The sequence below is a fragment of the Rhizobium sp. Leaf311 genome (assembly GCF_001423445.1).
Classification (GTDB): domain Bacteria; phylum Pseudomonadota; class Alphaproteobacteria; order Rhizobiales; family Rhizobiaceae; genus Agrobacterium.
In genome coordinates this window covers 349,760-361,007 of the sequence record NZ_LMNZ01000001.1, presented here as the reverse complement: position 1 = coordinate 361,007, position 11,248 = coordinate 349,760, and the positions used below count along the sequence as shown (strand labels likewise).

The 11,248-nt window shown below is 50.2% G+C and carries 13 protein-coding genes; 7 read left to right on the top strand and 6 right to left on the bottom strand.

Annotation, left to right across the window (positions count from 1 at the left end):
- Nucleotides 1-172: 172 nt before the first annotated feature.
- Genes ASF69_RS01690 through ASF69_RS01680 form a run of 3 tightly spaced genes read right to left on the bottom strand, consistent with a single transcriptional unit; the run spans nt 173 to nt 1,640 of the window.
- Complete coding sequence (locus ASF69_RS01690; RefSeq protein WP_062584685.1) at nt 173-832, bottom strand: abortive infection system antitoxin AbiGi family protein; 660 nt, start codon at nt 830-832, stop codon at nt 173-175.
- Nucleotides 832-1,308 (bottom strand): thermonuclease family protein, encoded by a 477-nt coding sequence (locus ASF69_RS01685; RefSeq protein WP_062584683.1) that lies wholly within the window; start codon nt 1,306-1,308, stop codon nt 832-834. Before ASF69_RS01685 ends, ASF69_RS01690 begins: the two co-directional genes overlap by 1 nt.
- Complete coding sequence (locus ASF69_RS01680; RefSeq protein WP_244475361.1) at nt 1,308-1,640, bottom strand: DUF3768 domain-containing protein; 333 nt, start codon at nt 1,638-1,640, stop codon at nt 1,308-1,310. Before ASF69_RS01680 ends, ASF69_RS01685 begins: the two co-directional genes overlap by 1 nt.
- A gap of 123 nt (nt 1,641-1,763) precedes the next feature.
- Here ASF69_RS01680 and ASF69_RS01675 point away from each other — a divergent pair, with 123 nt between their 5' ends.
- The 4 genes from ASF69_RS01675 to ASF69_RS01660 all read left to right on the top strand — a co-directional run bounded on the left by ASF69_RS01675 (nt 1,764) and on the right by ASF69_RS01660 (nt 4,265).
- Nucleotides 1,764-2,327 (top strand): hypothetical protein, encoded by a 564-nt coding sequence (locus ASF69_RS01675; protein ID WP_062584679.1) that lies wholly within the window; start codon nt 1,764-1,766, stop codon nt 2,325-2,327.
- A gap of 262 nt (nt 2,328-2,589) precedes the next feature.
- Nucleotides 2,590-2,730 (top strand): DUF982 domain-containing protein, encoded by a 141-nt coding sequence (locus ASF69_RS22660; protein ID WP_082469593.1) that lies wholly within the window; start codon nt 2,590-2,592, stop codon nt 2,728-2,730.
- 157 nt (nt 2,731-2,887) lie between these two features.
- Nucleotides 2,888-3,358, top strand: coding sequence for a hypothetical protein (locus ASF69_RS01665; RefSeq protein ID WP_156461955.1), 471 nt, complete (start codon nt 2,888-2,890; stop codon nt 3,356-3,358).
- Nucleotides 3,359-3,764: 406 nt separating this feature from the next.
- Nucleotides 3,765-4,265, top strand: coding sequence for a hypothetical protein (locus ASF69_RS01660; RefSeq protein WP_062584675.1), 501 nt, complete (start codon nt 3,765-3,767; stop codon nt 4,263-4,265).
- Nucleotides 4,266-4,294: 29 nt separating this feature from the next.
- On the opposite strand, the gene ASF69_RS01655 is transcribed toward ASF69_RS01660, so the two are convergent.
- Together ASF69_RS01655 and ASF69_RS01650 are read right to left on the bottom strand one after the other, a co-directional pair.
- Nucleotides 4,295-5,227, bottom strand: a complete 933-nt coding sequence (locus ASF69_RS01655; protein ID WP_244475380.1) for a NotI family restriction endonuclease — start codon at nt 5,225-5,227, stop codon at nt 4,295-4,297.
- A gap of 74 nt (nt 5,228-5,301) precedes the next feature.
- The gene (locus ASF69_RS01650) at nt 5,302-6,426 is read right to left on the bottom strand and encodes a DNA cytosine methyltransferase (RefSeq protein WP_062584672.1); all 1,125 of its coding nucleotides are present in this window, start codon (nt 6,424-6,426) and stop codon (nt 5,302-5,304) included.
- 389 nt (nt 6,427-6,815) lie between these two features.
- On the opposite strand from ASF69_RS01650, the gene ASF69_RS01645 reads away from it, so the two are divergent.
- Both ASF69_RS01645 and ASF69_RS01635 read left to right on the top strand, forming a co-directional pair.
- Nucleotides 6,816-7,988, top strand: a complete 1,173-nt coding sequence (locus tag ASF69_RS01645) for a hypothetical protein (protein WP_062584670.1) — start codon at nt 6,816-6,818, stop codon at nt 7,986-7,988.
- A 214-nt stretch (nt 7,989-8,202) separates the two neighbouring features.
- The gene (locus ASF69_RS01635) at nt 8,203-9,030 is read left to right on the top strand and encodes a hypothetical protein (protein WP_156461954.1); all 828 of its coding nucleotides are present in this window, start codon (nt 8,203-8,205) and stop codon (nt 9,028-9,030) included.
- A gap of 232 nt (nt 9,031-9,262) precedes the next feature.
- Here ASF69_RS01635 and ASF69_RS01630 read toward each other — a convergent pair whose 3' ends face one another.
- Nucleotides 9,263-9,910, bottom strand: a complete 648-nt coding sequence (locus ASF69_RS01630; protein WP_062584665.1) for a hypothetical protein — start codon at nt 9,908-9,910, stop codon at nt 9,263-9,265.
- Between the two features lie 394 nt (nt 9,911-10,304).
- Here ASF69_RS01630 and ASF69_RS01625 point away from each other — a divergent pair, with 394 nt between their 5' ends.
- Nucleotides 10,305-11,186 carry a hypothetical protein gene (locus tag ASF69_RS01625; protein WP_062584663.1) on the top strand — a complete coding sequence of 294 codons (882 nt, stop codon included), beginning with the start codon at nt 10,305-10,307 and terminating at the stop codon, nt 11,184-11,186.
- Nucleotides 11,187-11,248: the final 62 nt, after the last annotated feature.

The window sequence follows — 11,248 nt, the reverse complement described above, 5'->3', positions numbered from 1 at the left end:
TGACTGGATCGAGCCGAGGATGGCATTTCCCCATTTACGACGGACTGCGTAGCGGTCAATCCACCCTTCCCGATCACAGAGCCTGCACACGATGCCTAAAGCTACAAATTCCTGCAGGTCATCGAGAGCAATTTCCATTGGCTGCTCGATCACGCCGACGTACGTTATTCTGTCACGGCTGAGTTTCATTGAATGCAGCCTTCACCTGCTCATCTGTCCAGTACGGGTCTATGTAGGGGCATCGGTAATTCGGGCCACGATTATCATATTCCGCTTCTGCAAAGTATTCGCGAGCTACGGAGTGGTCGTCCTCTGGAATTATCAGAAATGCTGCATCGGTCTCTTTGAAGTCGAAGTGGCCGACATGCCTCCATTCGCGTTCCCACTCATAGAAATACTCCACCGAGCCATATTTACCGGGCTGGTCAACGAAGGGTGCCACATCCCATATGGGATCAGAGGGATTGGTTTTTGCCTTTAAGACCAGGTGCGTCATTGTGGAAGCATGAGCCGTATCTTTATAAGCATACATGATCGGCCCTCCATTCCGTGACACAAGGAATTCTTTGCGAAAACCAATTCCGTAAGGGCCTCGTTTGCTCGCCAAACGGCTGAGATGGTGAAGCGGTATTTCGCTGAAGCATACTGATTTCGGAGCGGCCGGGTGATTTTTGCCAGTGCCGAATTTAGATCGCGCTTCGATACGTCGAGCCGCCAGGATACTCATGCAATTGTCATAAGCAGTGGACTTCTCTGACGGTTTAGCGAAGTGTACCACGAAGGGCGACATATCCAGCCAGTCGTCACTCCAGTTTCCTACGAGCTTCGCCATCAGTTCTCCTTGTTGCACCATGGCGTTGGTGTGCGCGGGCAACCGGTCTTGCCGCAAACGAATGGGACCGCCAGCCCTTCAGAAATCAGGATTTCCCCAACATCCCTGCCGTTGACCGTGAGAATGCCACAGGAGCGGCCATAGTTGCATTTATCTGACCCCTCTGTGCCAGGCTTGCAAGCGCATTGCACCTGAATCACCTGCGTCCTGCCGGTGGCTGACAGTTCTTCAAGACGCTCTTTTGCTCTATTACCCAGGATTGCCTCGCGGTCACACTGAGGCTTGTGGGATTCCGGAGCGTTGAAGCCATTGAGGCGAACGCGGGTGCCATCGTCGAGGCGGATGGTATCCCCGTCGGTCACGGTGAATGACTGCGTATCAAACGCAGATGCGATCTCAACAACTGGAAGCGCCGGAGCGGGCGAGACGAATGTCGAGGCTGCGACCAGCCCGGCGAAGAGTGAGATCAAGGGCATTAGTAGTCCTCTGCAAACATGAGTGTCAGGATACGAACGGTTACAGCCGGGTCCTCGGGATGATCGGAGCCGTGCATTTCGTCGAGGCTGTAATAATCAATCTTCCAGATTACTTCCTCACCGTTGACATCGAGCTTTCCGAAATCGTGCTCGCCATAAGGATCGTCCCCTTCGTTCCAGTCGTCAAAGGCCGCGACTGCAGCACCTATGGCTCCAATCTTCTCGAATTCCTGGCCCAAACGACCGGCTGCGACCATGCGCCCGTTCCGGCAACTGCCCTCGGTGCGAAGCTCATCGTTGAGGTGTCGAATGCGATAGATTTTAGGGTCCACGATATTTCACCATCGTTTTCCGCAAATTAGTGGACAATGAGCACTAAAGCAAGAGCTTATGTCTCTTGCATATAAATTATATGTCTATATCGTCGAGACATAATTAACGAACGCAGGTGATGCATGGAAGAAAATGAAGAGACAATCGAAAGCATTTTTGGCGAACGCGAATGGACGTCCGAGGAGCTGTCGGCGGAAATGAAGAAGGGACTGGACGAGTTGGGCTGGACGCCGGTCGAGCTGGCTGATCGCATGACTTCGTTGGGTGACTACCGTCCGTACAAGACAATCCTTCGCGGCATTCATCGAGCACTGGCGAATGACATCAAGGTGCCTGGTGAACTGCTGGCGTTGGTGAAACTGGAAGGGCACTACAAGCGCCGCCTGAAAAGCACCTATGACGCACTCGACTGGACAAGACTGCCTGATGGCAGCTGGACAACCAAAACAGATGGCTTCGTCATCACTCTACTCCCGCAATCGAAGGGTCGATGGAAAGTTCATATGATGCACGTCGATTCCGGTTATTCCCCTTCCTGGCCCCGATGGCAGGATGGCCTTGATCAGGCGAAGGAAGTGGCATGGATGACGCTCGACACTGCGATCAACTGGCTGGCTGGGGTTGAACGAGATCGGGTAGCTGAGCGTCAGCGCGGTCCTCGTAGAGCCGTTAATCTTGAAGACTGAGAGGAAGACATCCAATGGACGTGAAAAGTTCTCAAGTCACAGGCAACGCAGCGCTCCACTATGCGGCTTGGCAGCTGTCGAGGCGCGGGTGGAATGTTCTGATGACGGCCCGCAACTCCAAGGGTAGCGATCTGTACTGAGCCAACGACGCCGAAACGCTTTTTTGCGGCGTCCAAAGCAAGGGTTTGACTAAACGTGATCCGGTAAGCTTGGCTGATTGCCTTATGCGGTTGTGGCCAGCTCCAACGATGGGGAGGCGTATTTGACCGCCATGATGGTCTGCGATGCAGTGTTGAATGGTAGTGAAGATGATACGCCGGACGACGCGCGTGCTGCCTTTGTGGAGGCGGCACATGAGGCAGGATTGTTCATTGTAGGTGAAGATGACGTGCCTGACTTCTGAAGACGGTTCTGCCACAACCCGGATTTATTTAGATATTGATTCAATCGCAAAGAATTAGCAAAAAAATTGGAACAGAGTCTTTAGATCCGTGTGGTTGAGTTGTGGTGGAAGCGTTACTCAAGGTCAGCGCTGCAACTGCATCTCGGGGAATTGCAAAGTGAAACGCACGATACTTTTTCTGATTGCGTTGATGGGATTTTCAGCCTGTTCTCAAGCCGAAGAGCCACCGAAGTTGAACTTGAACGTTGCAATCCAGAGCGGGACGGCAATGGTCTGTCAGTTTGATCACAAGGTCACCGAAACAAAGAAAAAAAAGACAGAAGAACAGGTTGAATATTTTGCGCTCATATCTGGAAAGTCAGCGCAGTTGTGCGATGGCGAAGGAAAGAGAGATCGCCAAGCAATGAGCTGTAAGCGATATGAGTTCGTTGGGAAGAATGAAGGCGGTTCTATAATCTACGTTTCAGATGATGGGTACAAGTTGACTACGAATGTTATGGCTCTGGCACTTGGAGCGGGTGTTGTGATTGACGACCTTAAAATGCGTGGTTCTAAAGCCTATACCGGGCCCTGCCGTAGCGGCGAAATTACTGCAATAAAGAAAGGGTTGCCGGGTTACGAGGAGTAAAACTGGATAACCGGATGAACTGGGGCGCAAACGATGTTATGCCGCGATGGGTCGGGAAAGGCCATTGGCAGAATCTTGACCATTATGGCTGAATTTCCAGACAATAAGAGGGATTTCCCGGATGGGTGGCTTCACTGCAGAAGAGATAAAAGCTGATCTCGACCGTCGAGCTAGGCAGCATACAGATGGACATGCCGTCGACATGACTGAGCAGGACAAAGACACAACCTGTTTGCATTGCGGCAACCCTGTCAATTCTTGGCAAACCAGTGACCCGGAAAATCCGCTCTGCCAAGTTTGCCTATAGCAGTCGTAGCCGTTAAACTCACACTCCGAATAACTTGGCCGACGCGAGGACTGTTTTTTCTGGCAGAAGCCAATCACGAGGCCTTTCCAAGGACATGCCATGAGTGCACGCCTGACGGTCGCCATCAGAATTGGAAAAGCAGCAAAGGCGATCCTCAGAAAAACTCGGAGCTTCCCAGAGAACAGCTTAGGAATGCGAGCATACCCTGAAGAACGCGAGCACATCGGCGTCGAGCCTATGCTTTTGGCACTGGCGATGGAATTGGCGTTGAAAGCTTGGTTTGTTTTCGACCACGATGATCCAAAGGTGATGAAATCCCATAATCTCTCGAAGCTGTTTTATAGTTTGAAGGCTGACAGCCAAAAGAGACTTGACGCGGAGTTCAAGAGGTCGGTCGTTCCTCATTATCCCAATATTCTGCATGCCGACTACAGCATTTGTGACATTTTACATCAGCACAAGGATGCTTTCCTCGACTGGCGTTATCTCCATGAGGCAAAGAATGCGATGCTGTTTGATCAAAGCGCCTTTGAGGCCACGCTTGAAATGGTTCTCGTTGAGTTCGAAAAGCGATATCACATTGAGCCTGTGAAGCGTTGATGAGAACGAACTGCGACGCTCAAAACCAATTACAGGTCTAGTTTAAGATCACTTGGAGTCACGACAGCATTACGCTGAGCCTTCTGCGCTGCGACTTTTTGAGCAAGCTTTTGCTCGAAGGTTGGCAAAGTGGTCGGGACACCCGCTGTAAGCCCCACAACAGACGCTTCAAGCGTCGTGTATAGTACAGTGTCGATCACGAGTTTTGCTTTGCCTGGTTCGACGTCCTCGTCATAGTTGACCACGTACCACACAATATCACAGTTGCTGACATGACTGACTTTCTCCATGGGAGCCATGGCATCGAGAAAAGGCCTGTCAATAATCACAACCATCTTCTTACCCCAACGACGCAAGCTGGGCACTTTGATCTGTAGTTGCGGCATAAGACGTTTGGGGCCAGAACTTCGGAAATCCGGTCGTCTAGCGGCACCTGGCATAGGGATACCATTACCGAGATATCGCTTGATCGCGTCGTAGTCTCGCGCCATCGAGCCGCCAGAAAAATAGACAGCTTGCATTTCCACCGCACACCAATCCATGGGTGCGCGATCTGGATGCACGAAAACCAAGTCAATTTTTCCAACATCCTCGTTGTCGGTCTGCTCACCGGCAACCTCATCCACGAGGACAGCATCCTCCCCGACTACAGGAGCCGCCGTCACCCTTTGTAGAAAGGCGATTTCTTTTGCCACTAGGGGGTCTTGGGTTCCCAGAAGTGTGCCGCCGATACCTTGAATTACCGTTCGCTGTTCGAGAAAGCGATTAGGACACGTTGAAGTTATGGGGCCGAACCTGACCTGACCGTCATCACCGACAGTGAAATTTCTGATCGAACAGACGCCACCCTTCTTGTTGCATTTGGTACTCCCGCGTGGAGCTAGTTCGGGCGTAGAGGAAAGAAATGGACATTCAGGAACCGAGTCAGGGGCTAGATACGACTGGCGCTCGGAGGAGCCCATATTACGGTAAAGCTTCCCATACCATTCCGCGATACCGTATTTCGCTTGATCAACAACCCGGGGCCGCCGCGCCATCAGGCAACTGCCTTGTCAGCTTTCAGCGCATCGATATCGATGAGCTTGTTCGCGACTGCCCTACCGAGAAGGGGTGGGACGGCGTTGCCAACTTGAGTATATTGCTCTGTCCGCGATCCTGAAAATTCGAATGAATCAGGGAATGACTGGAGGCGAGCGGCCTCGCGAACTGTAATCGCGCGATCTTGCTCTGGGTGTATGAAGGCACCCCAATGGATATCGCATTTGGTCAGGATCGTGCATGCAAGGTCAGTCTTGCGAGGCCTTCCGTAGCGTTTTGTGTGATCGGAGCGCTTCGCCCTTTTCATGCCTTCTGGAAGAAGATCATACGGGATGTCGCGCCAAGAACCGCCAGAAGGAATGTGCTTCAATCTTTCCAAATTAACGCTGCCAAGCTTTGGCGCGGAGTGGTTGGGTGCAGTCGTTCGGTTTCCGCGTAGCTCTGCTTGATAGGGGTTGCGAGGTGCAGCAACATATTTTTGGGGCTCTTCCTTGCCACCATTTTCAACAGGAGCCAAATCGCAGATAGCATCCCAGATCGTGACAAAGGGCTTCAAATTCTTCCCATGTGTTGGCACGGGAAACTCGATTGGTGCGCCCACGCGATTCGCGATAAAGAAAATGCGACGGCGTTCCTGTGGGACACCATATTCCTCGGCTTTTAGAATTTTGTAGTCGACTTTGTAACCGAGACTCGTCATTCCCTCCTCGATCTCACGTATAATGCCACCGTCAGCTATAGAAGTGAGACCGGCAACATTTTCCATCACCAGCCATCGCGGCTTCAGTCCTTTCACAAGGCGTAAATATTCGCGAAAAAGGCCCGCACGTGGATCGTCTACGCCACGCTGATGATTATACACGGAGTAGCCCTGACAGGGCGGACCACCCACCAACACGTCAAGTTGGCCTGGCTTGAGTCCAGTAACCCGCAGAAGCTGTGCAACAGTGACGTCCTGTATACGACCGCCTAAGAATGTAGCCTCAGGGTGAGTAGCCGCGAAGGTCTTCCCAGCCGTATCATCAAAGTCACATCCAGCAAGGACCCTGAAGCCAGCCTGACGAAAGCCTTCGCTAAGTCCGCCCGCACCGCAAAACAAATCGACAACCGTTCCATGGCTCATGGCAACCAAACCTCTACAACAAATTCAATGTTCCAAAACCAGTACAAACCAAGAACATTAATGAAGAAGCCTATACGAAGAAATGAGTCGCTGGAATGGCGGGAGACGCCGTAAGAAAAGTTTTCCAAAATTACGAAAGCCTCGGACAAGCTCATAATCGGAACACGACCGGCCACGCTATTATCGCTCTAATAACGGCGCTGGTGGCAACGAATTCGTCCAGCCAAGTACGCGGGAGTGTCACAGCAGAGTAGAGCCATAATGGCTGTTAGCAGCTTATGCTCGCAGAGCAAAGAAAATGATCGCTTCATTCTACATGGCTATTCGTACATTTACATGGCTTTTAAAAAGCTGTCGAATAGTGCAGTTACCATGAGAACGCTATCAAAATGAACGATGATCCATTTTTTAATCTCCGCGACGCTGATAGCGACTGGAACGCCTTCATAGGCAGACAAGGCAATTTCGCGAACTACGCTGATGGATACATCGAGGCGGCACTCGACTTAGCGAATTTGATTATCGAAAAAAGATTGTACAGCCAAAGGGACACGCTAGTCCTCCCTATTCTTTACAACGCACGGCACTCTATTGAGCTTCATCTCAAACTGATTATTGGCGAGTTAGTCAAAGTTGGTATTTTGGATTCCGGACATGTCCCAAATCACGATATCGCATCTCACCTGAAGCATTTGATTGACCGCAAAATTCCCGACGCGACATTGCGAAGTCTTCTGAACGTCCTTCAACCTTTCGTTGAAAGCCTCACCAAAGTCGATGATGACGGCCAAGAGCTACGATACTACACAAATCGAGACGGTAAGCGAAGCATGCAAGACCGTGTGCTCGTGAATATCGTAGTGATGCGTGACAGCTTAGAAGTTCTCAAGGAAACCCTAGAGGACCTGAAATATCGGACCGCCGCTTTATGCGACGCGCATAGAACGGGCACACACACCAACCACCTCTCAAGAACAGACTTATTCGTGATCGCTGGGATGCTCCCAAAGAGAACAGAATGGTCTGAGCCGAAATTTGACGTTTGTAAGACCGCAGTCAAACATCAATTCGAAATCGGAAACCGACAGTTTACAATCGCACTGGAGACAATTCAAAAAAAGCGAGAGCTGAATTCGATGCTCGGCGTTGAGACGCCGCTTGTTCATCTTAGTGATGAGAAAGCAATCTTTCTTTCGGAAAAATGGCGAGAATTGCATCCGCCTCGCGACAACGACGGGACAGGGTTAGACTATTTCGCTCGCGATTTTGACGCAATGAAAGACCGTCGTCAGAAAGAAAGTAGCATCATGGAAGATATCTTAGCGACGATGACTTCGGATGAGATAGCAGATGCCGAGACCATCTTCTATTTATCGCGGAATCGTGATTACTCGGAAAGCTATGAAGAGTTCCTAGGGGGAAAAAAGAAGGAATATCGTCACAGCGATCTAAAGCGTGAATTAAGCCACATCATGGAGAAAACTAACTTTCTCCGTGAATTCACCACTGGTGTGCGGATACTCGGGCGGCTGAGTTTAGCTGAGACGTTGAAAGCCATCTAATCTGCCTATCCTCCCAGACATGCATCCTTAAAACCCTTGTTGGAGGTTCGGAATAGCTGGTGGTAGCAGAACGTACGGATTGTTCGTTCCTTTTTCGTTGATAGGGTCCACCTGACAAAACCAGTTCGCCAAAGCAGCTTTCTCGGCCGGAGACGACAATGCTTCACAACTGCGCTAAGCCAACAATCATATATTCAACTCAGGTGACAGAGCGATGGTGAAATCCCTCGATGGAAGCGAATTTGAAGCCTTTGAGCCGGGATATTTCGACAACTTCCTTGATGACAGAGATCACCTCCACACACTCCTTCGTAATGTTGACTGGGAAGCACAGCTTCTTGCTGTGCGACAAATGATATCCCGCAATCGGAAAGCAGGCGAGGCATTCTCTGCTTCCATCAAGGATGATGCTGCAGAGCTGGATGCGTACAATGGCCCGCACCGTCATCATTGGGAAAACCGTCACGTCGATATGAAGTTTGAATCGTCATATAGCGACGCCGCAGAGAGTATGGCTGCAATCGGTATGATAGCCCCGATGGTCGAAAGTACGATTGGGCAGGCTCTGACTGCCCTTGGCGATATGTATGATAGCAAATCCATACATCCTGGCAGTCACAAGAGGTGGAAGCGGGCTGAAGGACACAAACATCGATGGAATTGTCAGTTCTATTTCGACAGCAAAATGGAAGCGCACAACGACATCTTCAGGGGATTGCCCCAACTGTCCTCAGCGTGTGGGCTCGACAAGTTTCTATCGCAGGATTTCAAGACCTGGTTCGAAGCGATGTTCAGATATCGCAACTACATGTTTCACGGCGGCTTCGAATGGAGCCTCGAACGTCGTGATAACTTCGAAAAAGAAATCGAGAAAAACGGGTGGGGCAAGTTTTTCACTTCCTCGACAACCAACAGTCGTCCTTGGATTTACTATATAAGAGACGAAGCTATCGTTGCTATGCCAAGGATGGTCGAACACATGCTGGACAGCCTAGGATTGTTCACTAAATCCTTGCCGTGGGAGTTGACCTCTCTTCCATGAGCACCACGTCACAGTGTGGCGCGGAAGGTGTTTATGGGGTTGGTTCAGGCTGAGGGCAAAATGACACTGAAAGCCACCGCTCTACTGTCCCAATTGAACCCTTGTTAATTTTGGTGCCGGAAAGTCTTGGTTTGCATGACCTCGTTGCCTTCCCAAACAGGCTTAAGTTCATCTGGGACAGCTCGCATTTGGCAGCCTGCGCCAAGAGCGGTCATTCGCTCTGAGAGTTCCGTCATCCATTGCAAGCAGGCATAGGCCCTATTTTTTGGATGACAGCGAAATCTAAATCGTAACTTTGCATCATTTTCGCAGTTCGCCATTTGATTTCGTCAGACTTGAACGCATCGATGTCCGCAAGCCATTTCGAGGATTCTGGGAACCTTTTCATGGCGACTTCAACGCGATCCTCGTAGCCTGCGCCGACTCTATGGAAGAAAAAGCTAAAACTTGGACTATGAAAGCCCAATTTTGCGGTCGGATCAGCGATGCGGTTTTCGGAGCCGATAAAGATAAGAGGGCAAGCCGAGTAACATATGGAATTGTCCGGTAGGACTGTGGTGATACCAAGTCTCTTGACATCATTGGATATAGATTCCGCCACGTCATTGCTTCCTCCCCGGGAGTTCAGAAAAAGGCGAAGCTGCTTCTTGTCAGCGTGAGAGATCAGGAGCTGCGCCCACTGTTCTTGAAGTTTGTTGGACAAATCTCCATTGAGGACAATATCGTTACCATTCTGACAAAGCATTGGTTGTTTCATTCCGGTAAGTGTATCGGATGTCCAATCAGGATCGATAATATGAGAGACACGATAGACGATGAATGGAAGCAACAAAACAGCGGCAATAGTTGGAATTATATAAGTGAATAACAGTCTTTTCATAACGAACCTTTTGCCATCTTTGTCGCCCGCTCTGCTATATGCGGAAGCTTAACATCCCACTTCAGCCATCTATTTCATGTTTTGCGCTGCTGATTTTCGCTGACTAACTTTTCCGTTGAAAATAGTGGACCGCAAATGGGGGTGCCGACGCGATGTAGACCAAAAGCCGTCATTCCATCGCCCTGAAGTACAGTGATTTCGTCACCTCACCAATGATTGCGTTGGGCAAAAAGGCGACTTTGGCCGCTTTGCGCCAACAGCGGATATTGGCAACGCTCCATCAACTACTGCTCGGATGGAATGTGGGCGGAAAGGATGCAGCCACTTGTTGTATTGCATCGTGCCACTTGTCTTCTAAAAGGAGGATCAACACCAATAAACACAGGGGCAAGCAATGAAATGCATGTTTAGTGGAGAAGAGACGTCTACAGAGGAGCACGTCCTCCCGCGATGGATGCAAAAGCGATACGGATTAAACAAAGAAACCTACAATATACCGAATGGGACCACCATCTCTTATAAGAATGCCGTTGTCCCGGCTGCAAAAGAACATAATGCTCGATTCGGCAAAATTGAAGAAAAATTGTCTCGTGGTACTGCTACACTACAGGAAATTTATCTTTGGGCCTTCAAGGTTCACGTCGGTTTAATTCACCGAAACGCGTCCCTCAAAGTGGATATCCGTTCTCCAACATCCCCCTTCTTCTGGGAGGTTGGTGATTTTGGCTCCGAAATCTGGCTGTTTCAGCGCCTCTATAAAACTTGGTCCCAAAAAGGAGAAATTTCTCCCGATCCTTTCGGCACCGTGCTTCGATTCAAGGCCCTTACACCAAATTCATCTTTCGATTTCGTACACAATATGCAATCCGGGACAATGTTCTTTCAACTGGGCAACGAAGTCCTATTTGTCGCTCTCTATGACAGAGGCGAGCTGGCGTCGTCGAATGTCAGTGCCCTGTATGACTATCACCGAAGCGTCATATTGGCCATGTCAGTTCAGGATCAAATCGATAGGGCATTCACAGCGCAGCGTGTGTGGGCGTGCGAGACTGCTTATTTCCTTTATCGCGCGAGGACGGGTTTCGGCTTTGTTTCGGGTGAAAATAGTTTCACCGCGATCCCAAGTCTATATCGCCCAGTTTCCCGCCCTAGCGATGAGAACGAGTACGCCACATTCTGCCGTTCATTCGGCCTGAAGCTCGAAAGGTTCGGTGGTGAAGTGGGCCATCACTATTCTAACCTCACTAGGGAAGACTTAGAAAGCATTTCAGGTTGAGGCAGCTGAATTTAGAGGTCCACTTAGGGCTAACTGCCGCCTTGGAATCGTTGCGCCAGAAG